This window comes from Halovenus aranensis (assembly GCF_900100385.1).
GTDB lineage: Archaea > Halobacteriota > Halobacteria > Halobacteriales > Haloarculaceae > Halovenus > Halovenus aranensis.
Window position 1 is genome coordinate 51,999 of the sequence record NZ_FNFC01000007.1, and the last position, 25,645, is coordinate 77,643.

A 25,645-nucleotide genomic window follows, 5' to 3' on the forward strand; every position below is an offset into this window, starting at 1 on the left:
ATTCAGAGCTCGTATTCGAAGTTCGGCGACTGGCTGAAAAACTCGTAGGGATTCTCGAAGACGACCTGCCGGACCTCGTCGCGGTCCCAGCCCCTGTCGAGCATCTTGTCACGCGCTTTCGGAACCGCGAGCGGGTCAGAGGGGTCCCAGTCGGCCGCGCTGTTGAGCAACATCTTCTCGGTGCCGTACTCTTCGAGCAGGTCGATTGTCGTCTCGGCGTCGATTTTGCCGGGGTACAGCGTGAACCCCACCCAGCAGTCGGTCTGTAGCGAGATATCTATCGTGTTCTCCGTGTTGTGGTCGATGACGATACGCTCCTCGGTCACGTCTTCGTCCTGGATGAGTTCGACCAGGCGCTCTGTCCCCTCCGGCTTGTTCGTGTGCGGTGTGTGGACGATGACAGGGAGGTCGCGCTCTTCGGCCATCTGTAGCTGTCGCCGGAACGCTCGTTCCTCGGCCTCTGTGCCCTGGTCGAGCCCGATTTCACCAACGCCCACGACGTTGTCGCGGTCGAGATACTCCGGGATGCGCTCTATCACGCGCTCGGCCATCTCGGGGTAGTTCGCCTCCTTTGGTTCGAGGGCAATCGTCACGTAGTGGTCGACGCCCGCGGCCCGCTGTGCGCGCTTGGTCTCGAAGTCGATAATCTGCTCGAAGTAGTCGAAAAACGACTCCGCGTGCTGTTTGTCTGTCCCGCTCCAGAACGCTGGCTCGATGCAACACTCGATGCCCGAGAGTCGCGCCCGCTCGTAGTCGCTCGTCGAGCGCGAGACCATGTGCATGTGGGGGTCGATGATGGGAAGCGACATACCCCTGAACCTTGGCAGAGAAGCTACTAATAGCCTCCCTCTTTGTCACAGTCTTTCGCTTCGTTGACGCGTCGCGCGGCAGATATTTGCCGGTCGCGCCCGAGGGTGAACCATGCCCGAGACCTGCCCGCACTGTGACGAACCGGTCGACTCCGAGCGCCGGACGCCGGCGGATGAACGCCCCTACGAGGTGTGGCGCTGTCCGGACTGTGGCGAGGAGTGGCGCCACCCCGAGGAGACGATACTCGACAGGAGCCTCGATTTCAGCGCGAGCGACAGCCAACTGTCTCGCCGAGAGTCGGACACAGATACCGGCTGGTGACGCCAGCGAGACAACTGGCGAACAGTTGAAAGGAACAGGCCGAGAGGGCGACAACCGCAGTCGACCGGTGAGAACTCCCGACTATCGCCACTACAGCGGTTGTAGCATCGTTTCGCCGTCCGAATCAGAGTCGCACGATATAATACCGCACAGTCGATACGGGAGAGTATGAAGACAGGTGTGTGGCTCATCGGCGCGCGCGGAAACGTCGCGGCAGTTTCTATGGTGGGTGCGAAGGCAATCGCGCAGGGCCGTACAGATACGACGGGGATGGTGACAGCACGCGAGCCGCTGTCAGCACTCGACTTGCCGGCGGTCGAGGACCTCGTCTTCGGTGGACACGACATCCGGTCACAGTCCATCACGGAGACGGCACTGGCCGCGAGCGAGTCCAGCGGCGTCCCCCCGAAATCGACAATCGAGGCCGTCGAGGACGACCTCGACGCAATCGACAGCCGAATCGAGACCGGGACGGCGATAAACTGCGGGCAGGTGGTCGGCGACCTCGCACACGGCGACGCGACCGCCGAGCAGACCGTCCCCGACCTCGTCTCGGCGATTCGAGCGGACTACGAGGCGTTCGTCGCCGACCACGACCTCGACCGGCTCGTCGTCGTCAACGTCGCCTCGACGGAGCCGCCTATCGACGAGCCCGAGCGATACGATACCGCCGACGCAGTCAGGTCGGCTATCGAGAACGACGACCGGGCGCTCCCGGCGAGTGTTCTCTACGCCTACGCCGCGCTCGAAGACGGCCACCCCTACGTCAACTTCACGCCGAGTACGGGCAGCAACCTCGACGGGCTGTGCGAGCTGGCGAGAGAGCGCGGCGTCCCCCACATGGGACAGGACGCAAAGACCGGCGAGACACTGGTGAAGTCGGCACTCGCGCCGATGTTCGCGGGTCGCAATCTTCGCGTCCTCTCGTGGGAGGGACACAACATCCTCGGCAACACCGACGGACTGGTCCTCGAAGACGACGACAACAAGGCGGGCAAGGTACAGAGCAAAGACGGCCTGCTGGAGGAGATACTCGGCTACGAGACACAGAGCCGGGTCCGCATCGATTACACGCCCTCGCTGGGCGACCGCAAGACGGCGTGGGACCACATCCACTTCGAGGGTTTTCTCGGGACCGAGATGAAACTGCAGTTCACCTGGGAGGGGTCGGATTCGGCGCTCGCTGCACCCCTAGTGTTGGACCTGATTCGACTCGTCTCACACGCCGACGCGCAGGGGAGAAGCGGCGTACAGCCACAGCTCGCCGCGTTTTTCAAATCGCCGATGGCATACGAGACACACGACTTCTCGCGCCAGCACGAACAGCTCCAGAACTACGCCACGGAACACCGACAGGAATGACAGCGACATCCGACACACCACGGCGCGCTATCGTCCTCGACGTGGTCGGCCTCGAACCCCACCACGTCGACGAACAACTCGCTCCGAACATCGCGGCCTTGCTCGACGGGCAGCCGACGGCGCCGCTCGAACCGCCGTTTCCGGCCGTCACGCTGCCCTCTCAGACGACGCTTGCGACCGGCCAGTCCCCGTCGACCCACGGCGACGTGTCCAACGGCGAGTACGACCGCGCCGAGGATACCGTGGCACTCTGGGAGCGCGACCGCGCCGACCGGAACCGTCTCTGGGAGGCCGTCAGCGACGAGACGGCACTGACCACGGGGGCGCTGTTCTTCCAGCACCTCATCGGCAGTTCCGCCGACGTTGCGGTGACCCCCTCGCCAATCGAGGACGAGGACAACAATCTGCTCGAGATGAACTGCTGGACGAACCCCGACGACTTCTACGAGACGCTGGAGGACGAGTACGGCCACTTCCCGTTACACAACTACTGGGGGCCGACGGCAAACGAGCAAAGCAGCGAGTGGATTCTCTCGGCCGCACGCGAGTCCATCGAGCGACACGACCCGGACCTGCTGTGGGTGTATCTCCCACATCTCGACTACGACGGTCAGCGTCACGGCCCGGATTCGCCAGAGTTGCGCGAGGCAATCGGCGTCGTCGACGAACTCGTCGGCGAGTTTCTGGACTGGCTTCGGGACCGACAGCGGTGGGCCGAGACGGCGGTCCACATCGTCAGCGAGTACGGCTTTCACGCCGTCGACACCCCGATATTCCCGAACCGCGCGCTCCGCGAGGCGGGCCTGCTGTCAGTCACAGCGGGACGGGAGGGCGGCGACGCTGTCGACCTTCCCGATTCGGATGCGTTTGCGATGGTCGACCACCAGGTCGCCCACGTCTACACCGACGACAGCGCGACTGACCGAGCACGCGAGGTGCTGGCCGAGCTCGACGGCGTCGAGGTAGCGCTCGCTGGCGAGTCGCGAGCGGAGTACGGTCTCGACCATCCAAACAGCGGCGACATCGTGTTAATTCCGGCACAGTCCGCCTGGTTCCAGTACTACTGGTGGTCCGACGACAGCGACGCGCCGTACTACGCGACGGAGATGGACATCCACGAGAAACCAGGGTACGACCCGTGTGCGCTGTTTTTCGGCGGCGACGGCCTCGTCACTCTCGACGCCTCGAAGGTCAGTGGCTCACACGGTCGCAACGACGTGCCGGGCGTCTACGGCGTCGGCGGCCCGGCCGCACCCGAGGGAGACCTCGACAGCGTCGACGCACGCGCTGTTGCGCCGACGGTCGCGGCGTCGCTCGGCGTCGCCGACGATATCTCGCTGTCGTTCGAGGTGTCTGCCCTGTTCGAGTGAACGGCAGTTAGCCGTGACACCGCCAGTCACGAACGGCTTAAGCGTGCTCGCCGTGAAATACAGAAAGATATGATGGTCGGGCACGCGGCACTGGCGTTTGCACTGGCGGCCTGGGCAGCCGCTATCCTCGGCCTCTCGCGTGAGCGGGCGCTCGCTGTTGGCGTCGCCGCTGGCGCGTTCGCGGCCGTGCCCGACGTAGATATGGGCTATGCCGTCGTCGGCCTCGCACGCGCATTTCAGGACGGCGGCAGCTTTCCGGAGGTGTTCTGGGAGACCGGAAACGTCGTTCACCGTGGGGTGACTCACTCGCTGCTCGTCGGCGGCGTCACCGCGACGCTGTTCGGGCTGGTCGCCTACCGCGGCCGTCTTCGCCTCGCTGGCGTGGTCGGTCTCTGTAGTCTCGTCGTCGGGGCGATTCCCGTGTTGGGTTGGCTCGAAGCCACAGTGATGGTCATCTTCGTCGCCGCCGGCCTCGCGGTCGCACTCACCAGCCGGTGGATGGGGCTATCGCCGCGAGCGACGCTTGCAGCGGCGCTTGTCGGCGTTCTCAGTCACCCGTTCGGTGATATGTTTACCGGCACCGCACCCGAACTGCTGTACCCACTCGATGTTCATCTCCTCCCCCAGCGGCTGTTGCTGTCGAGTGACCCGACGCTACACCTGCTTGGGACGTTCGGCCTCGAACTGACCGCGATATGGCTCGCGGCGGCGGTCTACCTGCATCTGAACGGGCGTCACGTACTGGGATACGTCCACCGCCGGGCGGTGCTCGGTGCCGGCTACGTCGGGGCGGTGCTCGCGCTCCCGCCACCGACGCTGTCGGTCTCGTATCACTTCGTGTTCAGCGTGCTTGCGGTCGGTCTCGTGGGTGTCGTCGACCTGCCTGTGCCGGATTTGCGCTCGCCGAAGTCACGCCGTGGCGTCGCCGTGACAGGTCTGGCCGCGGTCACGATAGCCTGGCTGACGTACATCGTGGGCTACCTCCTAGTCGCCTGATAGTGATTATTGGGAGTCGTTACCGCCGTGGCAACAGCAGACGGAACTCACGGGATGTGACACGACGATTCCTGTCACGTGGTCACGAAAATTACCGCAATAATCACTATGAGCGGACCGTCGAGCGCGAGACGTTGACACTTATATACAGGCAACTCCGCTAGGGAGACATATGAGGCTGATAGAGCGTGGGTCGGGGTCTCCCCGAATCGCCGTCGTCGGTGGCATTCACGGCGACGAGCCGGCCGGCGAGCGTATCGTCGACAGGCTGGCTGACACCGCGACGGTCGAGGATGGAACGCTACAGTTGGTTGTGGCAAACGAGCCAGCGCTCGCGGCGGGCGCTCGCTACACGGAGACAGACCTCAATCGAACGTTTCCGGGCGACATCGACGCCGACGAATACGAGCGCGCACTCGCTCCGCGGCTGGTGAGCGTACTCGAGGGTGCAGACGCGATTCTCGCGCTGCACACCTCCCAGAGTGCGCCGCCGCCGTTTGCCATCTACAGCGAACTCACGGAGACGGTGCGGCGGAGTGTAACTGGGATGCCCGTCGAGTACGTCGTCGACGCGGGCAGCCTCCGGGACACGACACTCGACTCGACACTGCCAAACACGATAAGCCTCGAAACCGGCAAGCAGGGGAGTACCGACGCCGTCGAGTTCGGGCTCGAAGCCACCCGTGATTTCCTCCGGGTACACGGTATCCTGGCCGGTGAGCCGACCTACACCGAGACGACGGTTGCTACTGTCGACGAAGAGGTCCCGAAAGGGAGCGGCAGGCCGGAGGTCTTCTACGAGAACTTCGAGGAGATTCCCGAGGGCGAGGTGTTCGCCCGCGACGAGGAGTACACCCACCGTGTAACTGCACCGGGAACGGTGCCAGTGCTCGCCAGCGAACACGGCTACGAGGATATTTTCGGCCTCTACGGGCGGATTACCGGCACCATCGAACCCCCATCGTAACACGGCGCAGGATGTGACAGCGCAGTTGTCCCAGGCGTCCTAAGCGGTCACTCGATTTCCAACTGCCCGCTCTCGCCGCCTTCGTCGGTACCGTCTTCGTCCCACTCGAGTTCGAACTCGATACTCAGTTCGCCTGGGCCATCAGCCGGCCCCTCACGTTCGGCTTTGACCTCGAACGTCGGCCGGGCCGGTGGCTCCATCGTCACGGAATCGGCGCCGGCGGAGAGTGTGACTGAGTCACCGTCTTCGAGCTTCGCAGCGACACTGCGAAGGTAGGCTGCGATGTCTTTACGGGTCTGGTCGCGCTCTGATTTGAACAGCACGTCTTCTGGCATACCTGACGATACGCCGGCTGTACACATAAGTGAATCTGCGATATCTGCTGTCGGTGCTGTGTCTCGACGTGCCGATGTGTCGGTGTCTCCCGCGAGAAGGCCATTTTTGTGTCTGGTTACCTGCAGAACAACACTAGAGGCGTGCTCAGAGCGGCGTCACGAACGGACAGATTTTGCACATAAAGTATATAATTTAGTGCAGAGAATAACTATGTCATATGTCAAAACACCCCACAATTGGAGACACGCTCGAACAGACGGTTGCACGATACCCCGAGAACGACGCCATCGTCTACCCACACAGAAATCAAACGTGGACGTACGAGGAGTTCAACCAACGTGTAAACCAGCTTGCGAATTCGATGACGCGTCTTGGCGTCGAGAAAGGTGATAGAGTCGCCACTGTTCTCTACAACGGCTCAGAGATTGCCCTCACGGTGTATGCCTGCGCGAAAATCGGGGCCGTCTTCACCCCGTTGAACTTTCGGCTACCAGCAGGCGAGATTGAGTACATCGTCAACGACGCCGAGGCGACGATGCTGATATACGAATCCGCGACACAGGACGCAGTCGAGACGGCTCGCCCGGAACTCGACAGCGTCGAAGAGTACGTCTTTATCGACGACGGGGTGCCCTCGGAGACGCGAGATTTCTACAGTCTTCTCGACTCCGGCTCACCGGAACGCCCCGACGTAGTCGTCGAGGAAGACGACGTCTATGCGTTCATCTACACGTCAGGGACGACTGGTCGGCCAAAAGGGGTTGTCCACGAGCACCGCGACATGGTCGAACACAGTCTGCTGGTAATCGCCGAGATGAACATCACGCGGGACGATGTGGGTCTCTCGATTCTCCCGCTGTATCACTGTGCCGAGTTACACGCCATGCTGTTTACCCGCGTTCATCGCGGTGCGACAAACGTCATCCACCACGAGTTCGAGCCACAGGCCGCACTTGAGGCGATTGAGGAACACGGCGTTACCGTCTTTTTCGCCGCTCCGACTGCATGGCACGCCCTCGCCCAGACAGCAGCCGAAGCCGACGTGGATGTCGGCTCACTGGAGCGTGGATTGTACGGGGCCGCCCCCATGCCCGAGGAGGTCCTGAATATGGCGATGGAGCATCTCTGTGAGGATTACGTCCAGGCATACGGGATGACAGAAATCGGTCCGTGCGGCGTGTTTCAGCGCCCCGAAGACCAGATTTCAAAGCAAGGGTGTGCCGGGCTGCCGGCGCTAAATCACGAGGTCCGTGTCGTCGAGCCGAATGCGCCGCCGGACGAAGAGGTGGCCCAGGGCGACGTCGGCGAAATCATTATTGCAGGTCCATGTACCATGCGCGAATACTGGAACCGCCCCGACGCGACGGCAGCGTCACTCCGGGAGACGGGCGGCACCGAGTGGTATTACTCCGGCGATATCGGATATTTCGACGACGACGGCTATCTCTATCACGTCGACAGGAAAGACGACATGATAGTCTCCGGCGGCGAGAATATATATCCCGCAGAGGTCGAGAACGTGCTGTTTGCACACGAGAGCGTCGACGAGGCAGCGGTCCTCGGCGAGTCCGACGAGGAGTGGGGTGAACGGGTTGTCGCGTACATCGTGGGCGAGGAGGAGGCAACCGCTGAGACACTAGACGAGTTCATCAGAGAGAGCGACCAACTCGCTGATTTCAAGCGCCCCAGGGCGTACTATTTTGTCGACAGCCTCCCGAAAAATCCCAGCGGGAAAATCCAGAAGTTCAAGCTCCGTTCTGCGGACAGCGGTGGCAAGTCCGAATCGATTGGCACGTGAGAGGGGCTGCTGGCCGAGACGACAGTCTGTGACAGAACACACAAAAATTAGGACGGTCGACGTTCTCTCACCGCTGACGCGGTGGGCTTTCGTACTACGTATCAGTCGTCAGCAGCGACCGGGTCACCGTGGCTGACCTCGTCGCCGAGGAGTTCGAGAAACGCCGCGAGCCACTCCGGGTGGTCGGGCCAGGCCTGGCCGGTGACGAGGTTGCCGTCACGGACGACGCCATCGACCCACGAACAGCCGGCGGCCTCGACTTCCGCCCGACAGGCCGGGTAGGCCGTCATCTCGTACCCCTCCAGTACGTCGGCGGCGGCCAGAATCTGCGGGCCGTGACACAGCGCCGCGACCGGCTTCTCGGCCTCGAAGAAATGCTGGACCGCCTCGATGACCGCGTCGTAGGTCCGGAGATACTCCGGCGCGCGCCCGCCTGGGACGACGAGCGCGTCGTAGGTCGTCGGGTCGATATCGGCCATCGTCGCCGTCAGCTCGAAGTTGTGTCCGCGCTCTTCGAGATAGGTCTGGTCACCCCGGAAGTCGTGGATTGCCGTCTTGACTGTCTCTCCGGCTTCTTTGTCTGGACAGACGGCGTCGACGTCGTGACCCACCATCTCCAGGGCCTGGAACGGTACCATGATTTCGTAATCTTCGCCGAAGTCGCCGACGATCATCAGGATGTCTTTCCCCATTGGTAACACCAAGCACAGCTACGGTTCCCGTGGTACTAAAGTGTGGCTGCGACCAACGAACCCTCCCGTCTCCCCCGACGACCACTTCCACCACGGCACACGAACCCTTAACCTCGGGCACGGCTAACCCAGAGACGAATGGCAACGACCGAGGCCGACACAGTCGACCGCCCGCTGGTAAGCGCTGGCTTCCTCGAAGACCGCGAGTACCAGACGACGCTGGCCGACCGGGCGCTCGACGCCCATACGCTGGTCTGTCTGCCGACGGGCCTTGGCAAGACGACCGTCTCGCTACTGGTGACCGCCCACCGGCTCTCTCATGCTGGCGGTAAATCCCTCCTGCTCGCACCCACCAAGCCGCTTGTCACCCAGCACGCCGACTTCTACCGCGAGGCCCTGGAGATTCCTGACGAGGAAATCGTCGTCTTCACCGGCGAGGTCCGGCCCGACGACCGCGCGAGTCTGTGGGACGACGCCCGTATCGTGATTGCCACGCCACAGGTCGTCGAGAACGACCTCGTCGGCAACCGCGTCTCGCTCGCCGACGTGACCCACTGCACGTTCGACGAATGCCACCGCGCGACCGGCGACTACGCCTACAACTACATCGCCGAGCGCTACCACGAGGACGCCGACGACCCCCTCGTGACGGGCATGAGCGCCTCCCCCGGTGACGACGAGGAGGCAATCCTGCAGGTCTGTGGGAACCTCGGCATCGGGAACGTCGAGGTGATGACCGAAGACGACGCCGACGTGGCGCGATACACCCACGAGACCGACGTCGAGTGGAAACGCATCGAACTTCCAGAAACCGTCGAGGAGATTCGCGACGCAGTCGAAGCCGTCGTCGAAGACCGGATGCAAGGGCTCGTCGAACTCGGCGTGACGAACTCGACGGACCCCAGCGTCTCCGAACGCGAGATACAGAAGATACAGGGCCGCGTCCAGCAGCTGATGAACAGCGACGACTCGGCGGGCTACGAGGGGATGAGCCTCCTCGCAGAGGTCCGCAAGCTGCGGACGGCCCTGACCTACGTCGAGACCCAGAGCGTCGAGTCTTTCCGGCGATACATGGACCGCCAGCGCGAGGCCGCCCGCTCGTCGGGAGCCTCCAAGGCCGACCAGCGCATGGTCTCGGACCCCAACGTCAAGAAGGCGGTCCGACTCGCCGAGGAACACGACGACCTCCACCCGAAATTCAGGCGGGCGCGGATGCTCATCGCCGAGACGCTCGGTATCAACGACGGCGAGCGCGTCATCGTCTTCACCGAGTCCCGGGACACCGCCGAGGCGCTGACCGACTTCCTCGGCGAGCACTTCAGTGTCGCGCGGTTCGTCGGCCAGAGCGACACCGAGGGCAGCGACGGGATGACACAGACCCAGCAACAGGACACCCTCGACCAGTTCCGGGCCGGCGAGTTCGAGGTGCTCGTCTCGACTTCCGTCGCCGAGGAAGGGCTCGACGTGCCCGAGGTCGACCTCGTGCTCTTTTACGAGCCGGTGCCGACGGCGATTCGCTCTATCCAACGCAAGGGCCGGACCGGCCGCCAGACCGAGGGTCGCGTGGCCGTCCTGCTCGCCGAGGACACCCGCGACGAGGCCTACTTCTGGAAAGCCAGACAGGACGAGAAGAAGATGGAAGACGAACTCCGCCTGCTGAAAGACGCCGCCGGCGACATCGAATCACGCCTCCGGCCACAGGTCGGTCTGGAGGACGTTCCAGATGAAACGGAGGGGGTCGACGGCGAGCGCGAGGCAAGCGGAGACAGCGGCGACGGGGCCGACACCGATAACGCGGCAAACGGCGACGGGAGCGGACAGGCCGGTCTCGACGCCTTCGCCGGCGACAGCCCCGAGGAGCCCGAGGGAGACGATGGGGGCAGAGAGTCCGCCGATGCGGGCGTCGTCGCCGAAGCAGACCCAGCGGACGGCTCGACAGAAATCGTCATCGACCAGCGGGAACTCGACTCCGCAATCGCCAGAGACCTCTCGACCCGTGAGGGTATCGAGACCCGGCTGGAGACACTGGAAGTCGGCGACTACGTGCTCTCAGACCGGGTCGTCGTCGAGCGCAAGGCCGTCGGGGACTTCCTGGAGACGCTGGTCGGCGGCGACCGCTCGATGTTCGAGCAGGTCGGCGACGCGAGCCGTCACTACGGCCGTCCGGTCGTGGTCATCGAAGGCGAGGAGCTCTACGGCCGTCGGAACATCCACCCGAAGGCCATCCACGGCGCGCTCGCTTCCCTCGCGGTCGATTTCGGTGCCAGCGTCATGCAGACGACAGACGAGGAAGAAACCGCCGACCTGCTCGAAGTGATTGCGACCCGCGAACAGGAAGAGGAGGACAGAGCGGTCAGCGTCCACGGCGAGAAGCAGTCGAAGACCCTGCCCGAACAACAGGAGTACGTCGTCGCCTCCATCGCCGAGGTCGGCCCGGTCACGGCGCGGTCGCTCCTCCAAGAGTTCGGCAGTGTCGAGGCGGTGATGACCGCCGAGACTGAGGACCTGCTGGAGACGGAGGGCGTCGGCGAGGTGACCGCCGAGCGTATCCGCGAAGTCGTCTCAGGTTCCTACACCGGGGAGTGACAGTCACGCGCCGGCGACTGCCCAAATTCCGATATACTTATCAACTGTCGTGAAAGTAATCGAGTAACGGAAGTCGACCGATGCTCCGATAATCCACTTTTTGGCTGTTTTTGCCGCATCGCCCAGCGGGAGCGGCGACTCCATACCGGAGCCACGACGCCATCACCCGTTTGTCACAACCGACCACGACCACGCACATGAGTTTACCAGCACGCACCGATATCGACCCCGAGTATCGCTTCGATTTGACACGAATCTACGAGACACCAGCCGAGTTCGAGGCCGGCGTAGACTCGCTCTACGAGCGTCTCGACGACCTCGAATCACTCGCCGAGGAGCCCGTCGCGTCGGCCGACGGGCTCGAAACGCTGCTCGATGCCGTGGCGGACTGCTTCGAGCGCAGACAGCGCCTCGACCTGTACGCGACACTCGCCGCGAACGTCGCCACCGACAGCGAGGACGCCGCCGACCGGAAACGCCGGGCCGAGGCGGTCCCCGAGCGCTTCGAGCCAGCAGTCGCCGCCGCGTTACGACGCGTCGACGAGGCCGCACAGTACATCGACGACTTGCCCGAGCGAGACCGCTGGTACGCCCGCAATCTCCACGAGCAGGCCCAGTACGTCCGAAGTGAGGAAATAGAGGGTGTACTTGCGACGTTCGAGCAGCCACTGGGGGCCTCCTCGCGCATCGTCCGGTCGGCTCGGCTGGAAGACTTCGAGCCGCCGACCGTCGAGCGCCCCGACGGCGAGACCGTCGAGATACGCTACGGGAACCGACGGGCTGTACTCTCTCATTCCGACCGAGCGTTTCGCCGGCGCGCCTTCGAGGCGTATCACGACCGTATGGACAGCTACGAACACACCCTCACCCGGGCGTTCGCCGAGAAGCTCCAGGCCGCCTGGGCGGAGGCCTCGGTCCGGGGATACGACTCGACGCGCCAGTGGGCGCTGCGCGGGCGCTGTTACCCTGAGTCCGGGCTGGGCGCGTCCCTGCCCGGTGCTGTCCACGACCTGATGGTCGAGACGGTACGGGACAACCTCGACCCGTTTCACGACTCGCTTGCCCTCCGGCAGCGACGGCTCGGTGTCGACCGACTGCGCCCGTGGGACCTCGAGGTCTCTATCGCCGAGAGCGAACCGCCCGAGTTGTCCTACGACGACGTGAAAGGCCACATTCTCGCTGCACTCGAACCGCTGGGAGAGGAGTACGTCGACCGCGTCGAGCGATTTTTCACCGAGCGACGGGTCGATGTCTACCCGACTCGGAATAAACGGACCGACATCCCCGCCTACTGTCCCTCGTCGGCAACAGACGGTGCCTACATCCTGGCGAATTTCAAAGAGGACGTGCGGACGGCGTTCTATCTCTGTCACGAACTCGGTCACGCGGTACACGTCGACCACCATCGCGAGGGACCAGCGCGGTATGCAACCGCGCCCCGCCCGGTCGAGGAGGTGCCCTCGATTTTACACGAGCTCCTGTTGGTCGACCACCTGCTCGAGGCGGGCGGCCCACTCGCCGAGGCCGCGCGGAACCGCTTTCTCGAATGCATCGGCGGCAACCTCTATAGCTCGGCGCGCTCGGCGCAGTTCACCCACACGCTCGCCGGCTACGTCGAGAACGACACCGAGGTGACCGTCGACCGCGCCCGTGAGGTTGCGGCGTCGTTGCGCGACGAGTTTTACTCGCCAGTCGACTTTGGGGACCAGGCCGGGAGAAATCTCCCCGTGAGCGGAATTCGTGAGCCGTACAGTAGCTACCAGTACGTCCTCGGCGCGGCGGGCGCGCTTGCGGTCCACAGGCAACTCAGAGCGGGCGACCTCTCGCCGGCGTCCTACCACGAGTTCCTCCGGTCGACCGGTCGGCGGCCTGCGGTCGACTCTTTCGCGTCGCTCGGCTGTGACGTGCAGACGCCCGAGCCCTTCGAGCGAGCAACGGAATCGTTCGGCTCGTACGTCGACGATTTTGCGTAGCCTACTGTCGGAGCGCTTCGAGCGTTTCGGCGGCCTCGCGAGCGGCAGCGAGATGCTCGCGGGCGCGCTGTGGGTCCTGACACTCCTCGGCACGGTCGCTGAACCGCTGGAGCGTTCGAACGAGCGAGTCACGGATTGGCCCGATATCGGCTCCGCCGGCGCGAGACCGCTGTCGTGGCTGGCGTTGCTGAGGACGGTCTGTGTCCCCGGCAGGTCGGCGCTCGTCGGTCGCCCGCCCGTCGGCTGGCTTGCCGCGGTTTTGCTGTCTCGTCTGCCCGCCGCCAGGCTGTCTCGTCTGTTCGCTGTTTGACTGTGCCGACGCTGGCTGCTGGCGCGGCGTGTCCTCCGACGACGACTGCTCGTGGGCCTGCTGTTCGGCCCGGTCGCCGTTTGCCTGCTCGCTGTCGCCGCCGAATTTGACGCGGGCGTCGTCGCGTGGGCTTGTGACTTCGATTGCGCCCTCCTGGCCACCTTCCTCGCTCGTGTCGCGGTCGACCGGCTTCTCGCAGGTGGCACAGAACTCCTGGCCGTCGTAGCGGAAGATGGGGTCGTTACACTCCGAGCAGTGGGCGTTTGTCATCGTCGCCCCCTGGAGGAGAAGTTCGCTCATCTTCTCTGTGGTCTCTCGTTTCTCCTGGTCGCGTTCGTATTTTTCTCGGAGCCGTTCGCGTTCGGCGTCCTCGTCGAAGTCGCTCATACGCGAATGGAGTCGACGAGCGCAAAAATGCGTTGCGGGCTAGAAAGCCCAATTCGATATTTTTAACGGGAGCGCGGGGGGACGTTCAGGCATGGCAAAAGTAAGCATCGTCGGTGCCGCGGGCACCGTAGGTGCCGCCGCAGGGTACAGCATCGCACTGCAGGATGTCGTCGACGAACTCGTTTTCGTTGATATCCCCGAGCAGGAGGATACGACCGTCGGCCAGGCCGCCGACGCCAACCACGGCATCGCCTACGACTCGAACACCGAGGTCCGACAGGGCGACTACGCCGCGACCGAGGGCTCTGACGTGGTGGTCATCACCGCCGGCCTCCCGCGCCAGCCCGGTGACACCCGGCTCGACCTGGCCGACGACAACGCACCCATCATGGAGGACATCCAGTCTTCGCTGGCCGAACACAACGACGAGTTCATCACGGTCACTACCTCGAACCCGGTCGACCTGCTGAACCGACACCTCTACGAGAGCGGCGACCGCCCGCGCGAGCACGTCGTCGGCTTCGGCGGCCGTCTCGACTCGGCGCGGTTCCGGTACGTCCTCTCCCAGCGGTTCGACGTGCCCGTCCAGAACGTCGAAGCGACGATTCTCGGCGAACACGGCGACTCACAGGTCCCCGTCTTCTCGAAGGTCCGCGTCGACGGCCGCGACCTCGAGTTCTCCGAAGACGACAGAACAGAGATTCTCGAAGACCTGCAGGAAAGCGCGATGAACGTCATCGAACGGAAGGGTGCGACCGAGTGGGGTCCAGCACAGGGTGTTGCACACACTGTCAGCGCCATCCTCAACGACACCGGCGCGGTGCTGCCGTGTTCGATTCCGCTCGACGGCGAGTTCGGCTACGACGGCGTCGGCTTCGGTGTGCCCGTTCGACTGGGCTCGAATGGCGTCGAAGAGGTCATCGAGTGGGACCTCGACGAGTTCGAGCAAGAACAGATGGCCGAAGCCGCAGACAAACTCGGCGAGCAGTACGACAAGATTAGCTAAGCCTGCAGGCGCGGTTCTCGCCGCGACGGGCCGCCCCAGCACACGGGACACCGTGTGTTAGGCGATTTTGTAGTGGTCTGGGTCCATATCGTCCAGAACCCGCCCACAGTTGACACAGCGCCAGGTGTCCGCACCGATTCGTTCGTACCCGTTGCGAAGTTTGCTGCCGTGCCAGGCCGTCCAGTCGAGTCCACAGTCGGGACAGGCGTCCGGGAGGCCAACAGCATCAGGTGGCGGATTGTTCTTTGCGCTTTTCGAGAGGCTCTTGAGGCGGTGTTCTCGGTTGGAGATAGCGTCCATGTCCTCCTCAGTGAGCACCCGTCGGAACAGCTGCAAATGAGACTCCAGACGGTCGCGTGCGCCCTTGAGTCGCCGTATCTGTTCGTTTTCTTCGGGTTTTTCTGTCGTCGTCTTCTGGTTTTGTATCGAGAAGCAAATCTTGTAGTAGCGCTCCATTGTCGCCGCGTAGTAAGACCGGATGTACAGATTCTTGATGTCCGATTTGAACGTCTCCGTCTCGTCGGGAAAGACGAACGCCTCGTCGTACGGTACCTCGGACCTGAGCAGTTGCGCTCCGTCCGTCGCAAGCAATGCGACTCGTGCGTGCTCTGATTTTTTCACTGTCCGGGCAACGGCCTCCCGGACGTTCGACTCTGCCAGGGTCACGTCGATGACCACGACTGCGACTTTGCCAGAGAGGTCGTCGAGAAACGACGACAGCTGGGTGTACCCACGAGCCGTAACTCGGTTCGGTATCAGCGACTTCGCCCGCGTTCCCAGTTCCTGCCGGGCGAGCAGATGAATCTCTGCTTGTAGCGACGGTGAATGGGGCCGCCTCTTGGTTTCATCTGACTCGGAGGATGGTGTGCTACCATTCACCATGAAAGTATCTATACTTCTGGATTCAACGAATAAAAGCATTTATCCCAGATTACCACACCCGATAACCAGACACGGGAAACGCGTTAATTATCTGTTTGTATTCGTCACTCGCTCCAGCGTTCGGGCACCTGAATCGTGTATTTGCCGTCTTCCTGGAGCGCGATAATGTACTCCTCACGGTCGTACAGTTCCATGAGGTTGAGTTCGTACTGGCCGGGAGCGACTACACGGATGGACTCGAACTGCTCGTTGAGTTGTTCGCGGAGCTCTTCGAGGTCTGGTCGGTCCTCCCGCGATTGCTGGTCGGCCGTCTCGGCCGCTGTGGACTCACGTGTCTGTGAGGGTGCTGTCTCGGGCAGGTCCTCCGGCGAGACGACCTCGCTTCTGGCACTCGCCTGCGCAGCGTCCTCGTGTGCCGCCGACTCGGCGGCGATGTGAGACGAGTCTGAACTGGACCCCGACGTTTCGGGTGGACCGTCGCGGCTCGACGCGGCAGTGGGGGTCGACTCCTGTGTGGGATACTCCGGCGAGTCGTCGGCCCCAACCAGGTCGCGGACGACCGTAGCCGCACTGCCGACCGTCCGGGCAACGGTGCTGTTCCCCTCTGGTTCGGGCGGTTCTGGCGGTGTCGCGGCCTCGTTGGCCTGACCGTCCCCATCGGGACGGAACTGGAAGGTGTTACCACCACAGTCCGGACAGCCCGAGAGCATCTCCTTGGAGCCGTCGTCGAACGCGCGGCCGCAGTCGGTACACTCGTGTGGCATCTTACCGTCTGGAGACGAGCGTCTGGATGAGCGTCTCGTCTTTGTGGAGCGTCTCGATGCGGTTTGCCGGCCCGATGACAGTGAGTTTCTTGTCCGAGTCGTTGCCCATCAGGCGGTCGAACAGTCCTGATTTACCCGAGTCCGAGCTGGGGTAGGTCTCGATTTCGATGCCGTTGAACTCGTCGGGGCTGATTTCGGTCATCGTCACCTCGATGAGTCGCGACTCCTCTTCGGGCGAGAGTCCCTCTTCGAGGATGACGATGTTGCCCTCACGGACACCGTCGAGAATCATGCGAATTTTCTCCATGCTGGCGAGCCCTTCCATGCGCTCGCCACTAATCAGGTCAATCTGAACGCCGTCCGGTTGTTTCACTTCTGCCATTGTATCACCCGAAGTACTCCGCTATCTTGTCGTAAACCTCGTCCATGTTGTCGCCTTCGAGTGCCGACAACGGAATCGTCTCGTGTTGTGGGAACGCGTTCCGGATGCGCTGGACGCTCGCGTCCTCGAGGTCTATCTTGTTCGCGAGAATTAGGACGGGGAGGTCCTGACTCTCGATAATGCCGATGAGCATCGTGTTCACCTGCGTGAACGGGTCCTGTGTCGCATCGAGAACGTAGATGACGCCGTCGACGTCTTCCCGGAGCCAGTGCATGGCCTCTGCGACGCCCTCCGTCGCTTCCCGAGACCGACGTACGGCGTCGTCTTCCTCCATGTCGTGTTCGAGGAACTCGGTGTAGTCGACTTTCGTGGTCACACCCGGCGTATCCACGACGTCGATTGTCACCGTCTTCCCGTCACGCTCTATCTCGACGTTCTCTTTCCGCCGGGCACGCCGTGTTTCGTGTGGAATGTGGCTCTCTGGACCGACGGCGTCGCCGTGTTCCGTCCAGTCTCTCACGATGCGGTTAGCCAACGTCGTCTTCCCAGCGTTCGGCGGCCCGTAGATGCCGATTCGCTTGGGCTCTGCGTCGGCAAACAGTGTCGATGCTGCCCGTGATATGCTGGATCTGAGGTTTGTAATCAGTCCCATCCTTAACTCCCGAACCCCTGAACAGGGCTTGTTCCTACGAGATAACGGAAATCACTTAACTATACGTCAGACAATTATTGGAATTATTATATATTATCCGGCGGGCTCAGAGTGTGAGAGACGGGTATTGGCGGAGATGTCCCAGTCGCTTATACTGATTACGAGGAAGTTGCTTCGTCCACCTTGGCGCCCAACAAAGGAGTCTCACCTCTCTCACTCGATTTCCCAGCCCCCCACCCCTTTGTTTCAAGTGGAACCACCAAGGACCGGAACCCGCCCGCCACGATGTCGCGTGAAACTAGCAGTTATTGATATACCTTCGAACTAAGGAAATCCCACGACAGGAGTGACGTTGACAGCGACATCTAGTTGTGTCCAGTATATAACTAGGTAAAATAAGGTAATACCTAGATAGAATTTACTTCTTTCTAGTGCGGGTTCGGTATTACCGTGTTTGTATTAAATCTTTCCTATTCTAGAGACAATTCGTCTCCGCTCTGTTCTCCCACCCGTTCTTGTTGCTGTTCCACCTGAAACGAAGGGGTGGGGGGGTATGCCCGTTGTTTCAACTCCAATCGACTACCACCAGTTCAATTCGTGACACCACATAACATACATTCTGGCCACTGTGTCGCGCTCGCGTCGCTCCCTGTCCAGTTCTCTCTCACTCATCGCGGCCTGACTGTGACGACACCTCATCAAAACAAGCGGTTCTGGGCTGTTATCCTCGATATCCGGCCTTTCGAACCGACTCGGTGGTTCTCGGGACTGATACTCGAATTATCGTCTGTATACACAATCGAAATCTTTAATAGAAACACAACCGCCATTTCATCTGGTTCAAGTGGACACACCCACGACATACATATCCCGTATTTCCGGTGTATAGGGACTCTCGGTGGGTGTTCTACACGCGCACGCAGATTTCCAGTAGAAACAAAGGGGTTCTACCGATCATGACAGATGGGGACAAATCGGTCGACGACAGCGAGTCGCCGTTCGACGAGAGTGTCATCTCTGATAACGCGGATGCTACATCAGAGCCTTCGGCCAACGAGCGCGCCGAAAATGTCGCCCCGCCGGCCGAAGACCGGACGTCGTCGCTCGACGACCTGCTCGAAGACGACGATGACTCCTCGGCAGGATTGTTTGACGACCTCCTCAGCGGCGAGCCGATTTTCGAGAACAAAGAGGTCTTACGCCCCTCGTATACGCCCCGGAAGCTTCCCCACCGCGAGGAACAGATCAACAACATCGCGACGGTGCTTGTCTCGGCGCTTCGGGGGGATACGCCGTCCAATATCCTTATTTACGGTAAAACCGGGACGGGAAAGACTGCGAGTGCGAAGTTCGTCAGCGAGGAACTCGAAGCGACCTCACAGAAGTACGAGGTTCCGTGTGAGGTCCAGTACATCAACTGCGAGGTGACCGACACGCAGTACCGAGTCCTCGCACAGCTTGCCAACACGTTCATCGAACAGAACGAGGCCGCAATCGAAGACGAACTCGCGGACCTCCAGTCGCTTCGTGACCGCGCGCGCGACGCCGGTGACAGTACACTCGACGAAACACAGTTTGCCTCCGCCGACGAGGTACAGACACGCATCGACAAACTCGAGTCGAAACGGGATTCCTTCGACGAGGTGCCCATGACGGGCTGGCCGACAGACCGGGTGTACAACTCGTTTTTCGAGGCGGTCGACTTCCGCGAGCGCGTGGTCGTCATCATGCTCGACGAAATCGACAAGCTCGTCGAGAAATCCGGCGACGACACTCTCTATAACCTCTCGCGGATGAACTCCGAACTCGAACGGTCCCGCGTCTCGATTATGGGCATCTCGAACGACCTGAAGTTCACAGACTTCCTTGACCCTCGTGTCAAATCCAGCCTCGGTGAGGAGGAAATCGTCTTCCCGCCCTACGACGCGAACCAACTGCGTGACATCCTCCAGCACCGCGCCGAAGTCGCGTTCAAAGGCGGCGCACTCACAGACGACGTAATCCCGCTCTGTTCGGCCTTTGCGGCACAGGAACACGGTGACGCCCGTCGGGCGCTCGATCTCCTTCGAACCGCTGGCGAACTCGCCGAGCGGGACACGACCGACAACGTCGAAGAAGAGCACGTCAGACAGGCTCAGGAGAAAATCGAACTCGACCGGGTCATCGAAGTCGTTCGCACGCTTCCACAGCAGTCGAAACTCGTCCTCTTTGCCATCATTCTGCTCGAAAAACAGGGGGTCCACAACATCAACACGGGCGAGGTGTACAACATCTACAAGCGCCTCTGTGAGGAAATCGACGCCGACGTGTTGACCCAGCGCCGGGTCACCGACCTCATCAGCGAACTCGATATGCTCGGTATCGTCAACGCCGTCGTCGTCTCGAAAGGCCGGTACGGCCGGACCAAAGAAATCAGCGTCTCGGTTCCTGTCGAAGAGACGGAGGGTGTACTCGTCTCAGACTCCCGACTGGGTGACATCGAGGATGCACAACCGTTCGTTCAGGCTCGCTTCGACAACTGATACGTTCTCGTCTTTCAGTATCGATCACTACGACACCGCAGAAACGCCACTGCTGACCACGGCAGCAGCGCTGTACTGGTCTACCACGTCACCTCGTAACGACACTGCTCGCCGCCGTCGGCTCGGCACTGATCTCCGACTTCGGTGAGTTGTATGACTTCGTCACTGAACAACTCTGCAGTGCGCTTGACCAACGCTTTGTCGTAGTCACATGGATACGGTGTCTTGCATTCCATGATAACGGTTCTGTCGTCGTGTTCTTCGACTTCGTAGTATCCGATGTCGCCACCCCGGTGGTTCATATGATACGCGTCGTCGATTGAGTCAAGAGCTTCTGCTGGCGTCTCGACATCTGGCGGCCACTCCGCGTTTTCGGGTGTTGACTTCGCGATTTCCTGGAGCGTGGCATCCCCCATCTCTTCGACGACATGCTCGAAGGCGTTCAAATACGACTGCTGTGAGTACCAACTGTCTGGCTCGATGTCTTCGATTCCGTGTGAAGCCAGTACCGTCCGCGCTTTGTCTCGAAACGGTGCCGGAACGCCGTTGATGAACGAGAGAACAGCGGCACCTTTCGCTTCGACGCCCTCCTCGTACGGATTTAATTTACTCATTGACACTATTCCTATCCCGCATCCAGTATTAGCTCTTGTGGCCCGCTTCAAATTGTATTTTAAATGATGATTAGTCGCAGCGATATCTGTAACCAGGACATGAAAGTAGCCGCAATAACTAGTACGACCGAACGAGTGTGCCTCGGCCGGGTGGCGGCTACTCGGTGTTTTCGCCGTCGCGTTCGTCTTCGTGGCTCTCGCGAACCATGCCGCCGTTTGCCGGATGGTCCATCGTGCCGCCAGCCGAGACGAGTCCGACGAGTCGCCTGAGCGACTGTTTGAGTCCTTTCAGTACCATAGCTGACCTTCGCTACCGTCGGGGATAAGGTTGGTGTGTGGACTGTGGTCGGCGATTACAGGGTGTAGTCATATTCGCCGTCCTCGGTTTCGAGAAACGCCGTCAACAGGTCGATAGTCGCGCTCACATCGTCGACGTGAGCACTCTCGGTAACAGTGTGGAGGTACCGGGTCGGAATCGAAATCGCGCCCGCCGGGACCGCGCCACCAGCACGCTGGAAGCCAGCGGTGTCAGTACCACCCGCGGGCAGAACTTCGAGTTGGAAGTCGATGTCTTCCTCGTCGGCGACCGACTGGAGTCGCTGGTGGACCTTCGGATTCGCGATGACACTCGAATCCTTGAGCTTGACAGCCGTCCCGTCGCCGAGTTCGGTGACGTGGTCGGCAGGCTCGAAGCCCGGCACGTCGTTCGCGACGGTCACGTCCAGCGCGATAGCCAAGTCGGGGTCGAGGTCGACGCCGAGTGCCTCGGCGCCGCGAATACCAACTTCCTCTTGGACGGTCGCGGCGAAGTGAACCGTCAGGTCAGGGTTCTCGATGTTTCGGGCGGCTTCGAGCATCGCGAACAAACAGATGCGATCGTCAAGTGCCTTGCCCGTGACAGTGTCGCCGACGCGCTCGGTCGACTGCTCCATCGTGACGAGGTCGCCTTTCGAGATGCGGTCGTTTGCCTCCTCGCCGTCGAGACCGGTGTCGATATGAATGTCCTCGACGTCGGGTGTCGACTCGCGCTGTTCTTCGTCCAGCGTATGTGGCGGGAGCGACCCGATGAGTCCCGTGACGTCCTCGTCGTCAGTGTGGATGGTGACTCGCTGGGCTTTCAGAACGCGCGGGTCCCAGCCGCCAAGAGCGTCGACCTGGACGAAGCCGTCGTCGGTGACGTGACGGACCATGAACCCAATCTCGTCCATGTGAGCCGCGACGACGACCGAGTCGTCGCTCTCCCCGTCGATAGTCCCGACTACGTTCCCCATCGCGTCGGTCTGTACCTCGTCTACTTCTGGTTCGAGTTCTCGCGTGACAACCTCGCGGATGCGGTCCTCGTACCCGGGGACGCCACTCGTCTCTGTCAGTTCACACAACAGCTCGAAATCGAACGGGACTGCCATATGCTGGCATATCCCCGAGAACGTTAAGAAACTGTTTGATTCCCGATTGACAGCCGCCGGTTTCAGCCGCCAGGGTCCCCGGGGTCGGGTTCGGCACCGTCTATCGCGTCGCCAAGTCCGTCCTCGACGGCCTCGTCGATGCGGTTCTCACCACGAACGTCGCGCCGGTTGCTGTCTGCTTCCTGTTGTTCGGTCACTGCTTCGTCTCCCGTGACGGACACGAAGATGTCGCCCAGTTCTTCGGTCCGATTTGATTGTGTCTGACTCATACGACAACTACTACTCTCGGCGCTACGGGCATAGAAAGTATGCCTAATCAGTTTGGCAACTTATGATATTGTATTTTCTGGAGGAAAATACGACAAACGTATGGCTATTTTTCACTTCCGTCGTTAGCCATCGCCGAAACTGCCTACAGAATATCTCGTTGACAGGACCCACAGAGCGTCTGTTCTTTCACGTCGACCTCGCGGACCGTCGGCGAGAAGTTCATCACACAGCGTTTGTTGTCACAGTGTTCGAGCCCGAGCGTGTGGCCAATTTCGTGAACGACCTCTGTACGGACGCGGTCCGTGAAGATATCAGACGCCGAGCGGTTCGAGAAGCCGCCGTCGGAACTTGTCCGCAGGCGATACGTCGAGATGACGCTCCCGCTGCCACCGAGGTAAGCCAGTCCGAACACGTAGTTGCGACGGTGATAGAAGAGGTCTTCCGGGGTGATAGCGATATTTTTCGAGCCGGTACCGACGCGCTTTGCGAGGTCGATAAACTCCTCGGCGCGGTACTGCTCGCGCGAGGAGTCGTAGGCCCCAGTTGGCACTCGTTCGGCGTCGTGGACGGTCACGTCACAGTCGTAGACAGACCGAAGACCGCTCGACGCTTCGCGCTTGACCACGGGGTCGACGTCGCCGACCGGCACGATGTCGACGTGCATATACCTCTTTATGCTACCGGATAAATAAAAATCTGCGTGCTTGATTCGACACGTCGCGCGCTGGTGGCTCGCCTCGCTCAGTTCGACAGGGTCGTCGAACTTGGAATCGGGAGACGCGTCACGCTCGCCAGAGCGCTCGCCGCCCAAGGTGTGAACGTGACCGCGACCGACATCCGGGAGCGGTCGGTTCCCCGAGGTGTGACGTTCGTTCGCGACGACGCGATTGCGCCCGACCACGACGTGTACGCCGATGCCGGCGCGATATACGCGCTGAACTGGCCGCCGGAACTCCACCGTCCGGCGCTGGATATCGCCGAGGCGGTGGACGCGACACTCCTATTTACCACACTCGGGGGCGACCAGCCGACCGTGCCCGTCAGACGAGTGTCAGTTCCCGGCGAAACCATCTATTTCGCTCGTGAGCGACCCGAACACAGCCCCTCGTCGCCGTAACGACCCCGCTTCACAAGGATTTTAACCGGCCGCTGGGTCACATCCTGTATGAAAGCAGTCGTTCTCGCCGGTGGCTACGCGACCCGGCTGTGGCCGATTACTCGCAACCGCCCGAAGATGTTCCTGCCGGTCGGCGAGACCACCGTCATCGACCGTGTTCTCTCAGAACTCGAAGACGACGACCGTATCGACGACGTATTCGTGAGCACCAACGAGCGGTTTGCCGACGACTTCGAGGCACATCTCGCCGAGACGGCGTTCGAGAAGCCACAGTTAAGCGTCGAGGAGACCGTCGACGAGGACGAAAAGCTCGGCGTCATCGGGGCGCTCGCACAGCTCGTCGACCGCGAGGATATCGACGACGAAGACCTGCTCGTCGTCGCCGGCGACAACCTCATCAGCTTCGACCTCTCGACGTTCGTCGACTTCTTCGAGGAAGAAGAGACGGCGACGCTCGCGGCCTACGACGTCGGCTCCCGGGAGAAAGCGACCCAGTACGGACTCGTCGAACTCGACGGGACCCGCGTCGTCGACTTCCAAGAGAAGCCGGCCGACCCGCCGAGTACGCTCGTCTCGATTGCCTGCTATGCCTTCCCCGCCGAGGAAGTGCGCTTCAGCGAGTACCTCGCGGCCGACAACAACCCCGACGAACCGGGCTGGTTCGTCCAGTGGCTCCAGTCCCGCAGTCCCGTCAGTGCATTCACCTTCGAGGAGGCGTGGTTCGATATCGGCACGCCAGAGAGCTACCTCGAAGCAGTCGCCTGGGCGCTCGACGGTGACTCTATCGTCGCCGAGGACGCGACCGTCGAGGACACCACGATCGGCGAGAACGTCCACGTCATGCCTGGTGCGACGGTTACCGACGCGACGCTCGAACGCTCGCTCGTGTTCCCCGACGCGACGCTCGAATCCTGTTCGCTCGTCGACTCTATCGTCGACAGGGAGGCCCTCGTCCGAAATCTCGACCTCACTGGGGCGCGCATCGGCGGCCACACACACCTACCCTGACCGGACACCGCAGACGCTTTCCCCTCGCACCGTCGAGTTCGAGGTATGCAACTCACCTTCGATGGGGAAACCGTTCGCGGCGGCAACGAGGCCCGCGAGCGGTTCTACGACGCCCGAGGGTACGGTCGACCGCACGACGGCGGGCTCGAACTCGCCCCCGTCGAGGCCGGACACCTGCTGTTTCGTGGCGACGTGACGACGGTTCGTGACGACCGCGACGACAGCGGCGAGGGCATCGGTTTCGAATCACTGCTCGCCTCCCGCGCGGTCTCAGAAGTCGATTTCTTCGTCTACAAGGAACTGCGCGACCGCGGCTTCTATCTCTCGCCGACCGACAGCGCCGACGTGACAGACTTTATCGTCTACCCACGGGGACAGGGACCGTGGGACGACGCTGTCGCATACCGTGTGACGACGCTCAGCGAGCGTGCCACAATCGATGCCGGAACGTTACAGGCGATTGCACGCGGTATAGACGCCGAGGAAGACGAAGCGAGTACCGGCGTTCTCGCGGTCGTCGACGAGGAGAGTGAGGTCACGTATCTCGAACTCGACGTGCCGACGCTCTCGGGGTCGACCTACCACGACATCCCGTCGTTCGAGGGGGACTTGCTCTCGGACCGCGTACTCGTTCCGGAACCGCCGGCGGCGCTACACGACCGGGCCTTCTACGGCCAGCGCCTCGACCGCGACGACGACCGCGTCCAGCTCTCGCTCGTCGAGGCCGCGTACCTGAGCAGCCGCGGCGACCTCGCGGTCGGAGTCGAAGACGTTGCCGACGCGGACGCAATCGTCGACCGCGGCCGCGAGGTCGAAGGCGAGCGGTTCGACCGCCGTCTGCGCGTCTACGACGCGCTTCGCTCGGCCGGCATCGTCCCGAAGACGGGATTTAAGTTCGGCGCTGATTTCCGGACCTACGCCGACGTGGACTCCGTCGACGACCTCGGCCACTCCGAGTTTCTCGTCCGTGCCCTGCCCGCAGACCACTCGTTTGTGCCGCGGGACCTCTCGCTTGACGTGCGTCTCGCCCACGGCGTCCGCAAACGAATGCTGTTTGCGCTTACTGTCCAGGGGGGTATCGACTGGCTCTCGGCCGAGCGGCTGACCCCCTGAG

The 25,645-nt window shown here is 61.9% G+C and carries 26 protein-coding genes; 13 read left to right on the top strand and 13 right to left on the bottom strand.

Features of this window, described 5'->3' with window-relative positions; genetic code table 11:
• Positions 1–2: 2 nt before the first annotated feature.
• Complete coding sequence (locus tag BLR34_RS08355) at positions 3–782, bottom strand: TatD family hydrolase (RefSeq protein ID WP_092702184.1); 780 nt, start codon at positions 780–782, stop codon at positions 3–5.
• A gap of 139 nt (positions 783–921) precedes the next feature.
• Here BLR34_RS08355 and BLR34_RS08360 point away from each other — a divergent pair, with 139 nt between their 5' ends.
• From BLR34_RS08360 to BLR34_RS08380, 5 genes are all read left to right on the top strand, one after another.
• Complete coding sequence (locus tag BLR34_RS08360) at positions 922–1,131, top strand: hydrogenase expression protein HypA/HybF (RefSeq protein ID WP_092701927.1); 210 nt, start codon at positions 922–924, stop codon at positions 1,129–1,131.
• Between the two features lie 168 nt (positions 1,132–1,299).
• Complete coding sequence (locus BLR34_RS08365) at positions 1,300–2,493, top strand: inositol-3-phosphate synthase (RefSeq protein ID WP_092701929.1); 1,194 nt, start codon at positions 1,300–1,302, stop codon at positions 2,491–2,493.
• Positions 2,490–3,863 carry an alkaline phosphatase family protein gene (locus BLR34_RS08370; protein WP_092701931.1) on the top strand — a complete coding sequence of 458 codons (1,374 nt, stop codon included), beginning with the start codon at positions 2,490–2,492 and terminating at the stop codon, positions 3,861–3,863. Before BLR34_RS08365 ends, BLR34_RS08370 begins: the two co-directional genes overlap by 4 nt.
• 69 nt (positions 3,864–3,932) lie before the next feature.
• Entirely contained in the window at positions 3,933–4,859 is a 927-nt protein-coding gene (locus tag BLR34_RS08375; RefSeq protein ID WP_092701933.1) for a metal-dependent hydrolase, read from the top strand.
• Between the two features lie 172 nt (positions 4,860–5,031).
• Positions 5,032–5,826 carry a M14 family metallopeptidase gene (locus tag BLR34_RS08380; RefSeq protein WP_092701935.1) on the top strand — a complete coding sequence of 265 codons (795 nt, stop codon included), beginning with the start codon at positions 5,032–5,034 and terminating at the stop codon, positions 5,824–5,826.
• A gap of 47 nt (positions 5,827–5,873) precedes the next feature.
• On the opposite strand, the gene BLR34_RS08385 is transcribed toward BLR34_RS08380, so the two are convergent.
• The gene (locus BLR34_RS08385; RefSeq protein ID WP_092701937.1) at positions 5,874–6,161 is read right to left on the bottom strand and encodes an amphi-Trp domain-containing protein; all 288 of its coding nucleotides are present in this window, start codon (positions 6,159–6,161) and stop codon (positions 5,874–5,876) included.
• Between the two features lie 218 nt (positions 6,162–6,379).
• On the opposite strand from BLR34_RS08385, the gene BLR34_RS08390 reads away from it, so the two are divergent.
• A complete protein-coding gene (locus BLR34_RS08390; protein WP_092701939.1) occupies positions 6,380–7,960 on the top strand; it encodes a long-chain-fatty-acid--CoA ligase in 1,581 nt (526 codons plus the stop codon).
• A gap of 101 nt (positions 7,961–8,061) precedes the next feature.
• Here the strand turns inward: BLR34_RS08390 and BLR34_RS08395 are convergent, their stop codons facing one another.
• A complete protein-coding gene (locus BLR34_RS08395; RefSeq protein ID WP_092701941.1) occupies positions 8,062–8,652 on the bottom strand; it encodes a DJ-1/PfpI family protein in 591 nt (196 codons plus the stop codon).
• Between the two features lie 138 nt (positions 8,653–8,790).
• On the opposite strand from BLR34_RS08395, the gene BLR34_RS08400 reads away from it, so the two are divergent.
• Together BLR34_RS08400 and BLR34_RS08405 are read left to right on the top strand one after the other, a co-directional pair.
• Positions 8,791–11,238, top strand: coding sequence for a DEAD/DEAH box helicase (locus tag BLR34_RS08400; RefSeq protein ID WP_092701943.1), 2,448 nt, complete (start codon positions 8,791–8,793; stop codon positions 11,236–11,238).
• Between the two features lie 197 nt (positions 11,239–11,435).
• Positions 11,436–13,211 carry a M3 family oligoendopeptidase gene (locus BLR34_RS08405; protein WP_092701945.1) on the top strand — a complete coding sequence of 592 codons (1,776 nt, stop codon included), beginning with the start codon at positions 11,436–11,438 and terminating at the stop codon, positions 13,209–13,211.
• A gap of 1 nt (position 13,212) precedes the next feature.
• Here the strand turns inward: BLR34_RS08405 and BLR34_RS08410 are convergent, their stop codons facing one another.
• The gene (locus BLR34_RS08410; protein ID WP_092701947.1) at positions 13,213–13,908 is read right to left on the bottom strand and encodes an Sjogren's syndrome/scleroderma autoantigen 1 family protein; all 696 of its coding nucleotides are present in this window, start codon (positions 13,906–13,908) and stop codon (positions 13,213–13,215) included.
• A 91-nt stretch (positions 13,909–13,999) separates the two neighbouring features.
• On the opposite strand from BLR34_RS08410, the gene mdh reads away from it, so the two are divergent.
• Complete coding sequence (gene mdh, locus BLR34_RS08415; RefSeq protein ID WP_092701949.1) at positions 14,000–14,914, top strand: malate dehydrogenase; 915 nt, start codon at positions 14,000–14,002, stop codon at positions 14,912–14,914.
• Between the two features lie 57 nt (positions 14,915–14,971).
• Here mdh and BLR34_RS08420 read toward each other — a convergent pair whose 3' ends face one another.
• The 4 genes from BLR34_RS08420 to BLR34_RS08435 all read right to left on the bottom strand — a co-directional run bounded on the left by BLR34_RS08420 (position 14,972) and on the right by BLR34_RS08435 (position 17,594).
• Positions 14,972–15,796 carry a hypothetical protein gene (locus BLR34_RS08420; RefSeq protein WP_092701951.1) on the bottom strand — a complete coding sequence of 275 codons (825 nt, stop codon included), beginning with the start codon at positions 15,794–15,796 and terminating at the stop codon, positions 14,972–14,974.
• Positions 15,797–15,900: 104 nt separating this feature from the next.
• Positions 15,901–16,560, bottom strand: a complete 660-nt coding sequence (locus BLR34_RS08425; RefSeq protein ID WP_092701953.1) for an OapC/ArvC family zinc-ribbon domain-containing protein — start codon at positions 16,558–16,560, stop codon at positions 15,901–15,903.
• Position 16,561: 1 nt separating this feature from the next.
• On the bottom strand, positions 16,562–16,942 hold the full coding sequence (locus tag BLR34_RS08430) for a DUF2073 domain-containing protein (protein WP_092701955.1): 381 nt from the start codon (positions 16,940–16,942) through the stop codon (positions 16,562–16,564).
• A 4-nt stretch (positions 16,943–16,946) separates the two neighbouring features.
• Complete coding sequence (locus tag BLR34_RS08435) at positions 16,947–17,594, bottom strand: Era-like GTP-binding protein (protein WP_092701957.1); 648 nt, start codon at positions 17,592–17,594, stop codon at positions 16,947–16,949.
• Between the two features lie 956 nt (positions 17,595–18,550).
• On the opposite strand from BLR34_RS08435, the gene BLR34_RS08440 reads away from it, so the two are divergent.
• A complete protein-coding gene (locus tag BLR34_RS08440; RefSeq protein ID WP_092701959.1) occupies positions 18,551–20,116 on the top strand; it encodes a Cdc6/Cdc18 family protein in 1,566 nt (521 codons plus the stop codon).
• Positions 20,117–20,196: 80 nt separating this feature from the next.
• Here the strand turns inward: BLR34_RS08440 and BLR34_RS08445 are convergent, their stop codons facing one another.
• The 5 genes from BLR34_RS08445 to BLR34_RS08460 form a co-directional block, all read right to left on the bottom strand.
• Complete coding sequence (locus BLR34_RS08445; RefSeq protein ID WP_092701961.1) at positions 20,197–20,730, bottom strand: hypothetical protein; 534 nt, start codon at positions 20,728–20,730, stop codon at positions 20,197–20,199.
• 157 nt (positions 20,731–20,887) lie between these two features.
• The gene (locus tag BLR34_RS16935; protein ID WP_176765273.1) at positions 20,888–21,028 is read right to left on the bottom strand and encodes a hypothetical protein; all 141 of its coding nucleotides are present in this window, start codon (positions 21,026–21,028) and stop codon (positions 20,888–20,890) included.
• A gap of 55 nt (positions 21,029–21,083) precedes the next feature.
• The gene (locus BLR34_RS08450; RefSeq protein ID WP_092701963.1) at positions 21,084–22,136 is read right to left on the bottom strand and encodes a M42 family metallopeptidase; all 1,053 of its coding nucleotides are present in this window, start codon (positions 22,134–22,136) and stop codon (positions 21,084–21,086) included.
• A 62-nt stretch (positions 22,137–22,198) separates the two neighbouring features.
• A complete protein-coding gene (locus BLR34_RS08455; RefSeq protein WP_092701965.1) occupies positions 22,199–22,405 on the bottom strand; it encodes a hypothetical protein in 207 nt (68 codons plus the stop codon).
• 143 nt (positions 22,406–22,548) lie between these two features.
• Complete coding sequence (locus BLR34_RS08460; RefSeq protein WP_092701967.1) at positions 22,549–23,070, bottom strand: archaemetzincin family Zn-dependent metalloprotease; 522 nt, start codon at positions 23,068–23,070, stop codon at positions 22,549–22,551.
• 36 nt (positions 23,071–23,106) lie between these two features.
• Here BLR34_RS08460 and BLR34_RS08465 point away from each other — a divergent pair, with 36 nt between their 5' ends.
• The 3 genes from BLR34_RS08465 to endA are packed head-to-tail and all read left to right on the top strand — an operon-like array spanning position 23,107 to position 25,644.
• Complete coding sequence (locus tag BLR34_RS08465; protein ID WP_218120872.1) at positions 23,107–23,523, top strand: UPF0146 family protein; 417 nt, start codon at positions 23,107–23,109, stop codon at positions 23,521–23,523.
• Between the two features lie 48 nt (positions 23,524–23,571).
• The gene (locus BLR34_RS08470) at positions 23,572–24,531 is read left to right on the top strand and encodes a nucleotidyltransferase family protein (RefSeq protein WP_092701969.1); all 960 of its coding nucleotides are present in this window, start codon (positions 23,572–23,574) and stop codon (positions 24,529–24,531) included.
• A gap of 45 nt (positions 24,532–24,576) precedes the next feature.
• The gene (gene endA / locus BLR34_RS08475) at positions 24,577–25,644 is read left to right on the top strand and encodes a tRNA-intron lyase (protein ID WP_092701971.1); all 1,068 of its coding nucleotides are present in this window, start codon (positions 24,577–24,579) and stop codon (positions 25,642–25,644) included.
• Position 25,645 lies beyond the last annotated feature (1 nt).

What these genes read in the sequence shown, in the direction of transcription:
- BLR34_RS08355 (WP_092702184.1), bottom strand. Translation starts at nt 782, where the DNA reads ATGCACATGGTCTCGCGCTCGACGAGCGACTACGAGCGGGCGCGACTC.
- BLR34_RS08360 (WP_092701927.1), top strand. Translation starts at nt 922, where the DNA reads ATGCCCGAGACCTGCCCGCACTGTGACGAACCGGTCGACTCCGAGCGC.
- BLR34_RS08365 (WP_092701929.1), top strand. Translation starts at nt 1,300, where the DNA reads ATGAAGACAGGTGTGTGGCTCATCGGCGCGCGCGGAAACGTCGCGGCA.
- BLR34_RS08370 (WP_092701931.1), top strand. Translation starts at nt 2,490, where the DNA reads ATGACAGCGACATCCGACACACCACGGCGCGCTATCGTCCTCGACGTG.
- BLR34_RS08375 (WP_092701933.1), top strand. Translation starts at nt 3,933, where the DNA reads ATGATGGTCGGGCACGCGGCACTGGCGTTTGCACTGGCGGCCTGGGCA.
- BLR34_RS08380 (WP_092701935.1), top strand. Translation starts at nt 5,032, where the DNA reads ATGAGGCTGATAGAGCGTGGGTCGGGGTCTCCCCGAATCGCCGTCGTC.
- BLR34_RS08385 (WP_092701937.1), bottom strand. Translation starts at nt 6,161, where the DNA reads ATGCCAGAAGACGTGCTGTTCAAATCAGAGCGCGACCAGACCCGTAAA.
- BLR34_RS08390 (WP_092701939.1), top strand. Translation starts at nt 6,380, where the DNA reads ATGTCAAAACACCCCACAATTGGAGACACGCTCGAACAGACGGTTGCA.
- BLR34_RS08395 (WP_092701941.1), bottom strand. Translation starts at nt 8,652, where the DNA reads ATGGGGAAAGACATCCTGATGATCGTCGGCGACTTCGGCGAAGATTAC.
- BLR34_RS08400 (WP_092701943.1), top strand. Translation starts at nt 8,791, where the DNA reads ATGGCAACGACCGAGGCCGACACAGTCGACCGCCCGCTGGTAAGCGCT.
- BLR34_RS08405 (WP_092701945.1), top strand. Translation starts at nt 11,436, where the DNA reads ATGAGTTTACCAGCACGCACCGATATCGACCCCGAGTATCGCTTCGAT.
- BLR34_RS08410 (WP_092701947.1), bottom strand. Translation starts at nt 13,908, where the DNA reads ATGAGCGACTTCGACGAGGACGCCGAACGCGAACGGCTCCGAGAAAAA.
- mdh (WP_092701949.1), top strand. Translation starts at nt 14,000, where the DNA reads ATGGCAAAAGTAAGCATCGTCGGTGCCGCGGGCACCGTAGGTGCCGCC.
- BLR34_RS08420 (WP_092701951.1), bottom strand. Translation starts at nt 15,796, where the DNA reads ATGGTGAATGGTAGCACACCATCCTCCGAGTCAGATGAAACCAAGAGG.
- BLR34_RS08425 (WP_092701953.1), bottom strand. Translation starts at nt 16,560, where the DNA reads ATGCCACACGAGTGTACCGACTGCGGCCGCGCGTTCGACGACGGCTCC.
- BLR34_RS08430 (WP_092701955.1), bottom strand. Translation starts at nt 16,942, where the DNA reads ATGGCAGAAGTGAAACAACCGGACGGCGTTCAGATTGACCTGATTAGT.
- BLR34_RS08435 (WP_092701957.1), bottom strand. Translation starts at nt 17,594, where the DNA reads ATGGGACTGATTACAAACCTCAGATCCAGCATATCACGGGCAGCATCG.
- BLR34_RS08440 (WP_092701959.1), top strand. Translation starts at nt 18,551, where the DNA reads ATGACAGATGGGGACAAATCGGTCGACGACAGCGAGTCGCCGTTCGAC.
- BLR34_RS08445 (WP_092701961.1), bottom strand. Translation starts at nt 20,730, where the DNA reads ATGAGTAAATTAAATCCGTACGAGGAGGGCGTCGAAGCGAAAGGTGCC.
- BLR34_RS16935 (WP_176765273.1), bottom strand. Translation starts at nt 21,028, where the DNA reads ATGGTACTGAAAGGACTCAAACAGTCGCTCAGGCGACTCGTCGGACTC.
- BLR34_RS08450 (WP_092701963.1), bottom strand. Translation starts at nt 22,136, where the DNA reads ATGGCAGTCCCGTTCGATTTCGAGCTGTTGTGTGAACTGACAGAGACG.
- BLR34_RS08455 (WP_092701965.1), bottom strand. Translation starts at nt 22,405, where the DNA reads ATGAGTCAGACACAATCAAATCGGACCGAAGAACTGGGCGACATCTTC.
- BLR34_RS08460 (WP_092701967.1), bottom strand. Translation starts at nt 23,070, where the DNA reads ATGCACGTCGACATCGTGCCGGTCGGCGACGTCGACCCCGTGGTCAAG.
- BLR34_RS08470 (WP_092701969.1), top strand. Translation starts at nt 23,572, where the DNA reads ATGAAAGCAGTCGTTCTCGCCGGTGGCTACGCGACCCGGCTGTGGCCG.
- endA (WP_092701971.1), top strand. Translation starts at nt 24,577, where the DNA reads ATGCAACTCACCTTCGATGGGGAAACCGTTCGCGGCGGCAACGAGGCC.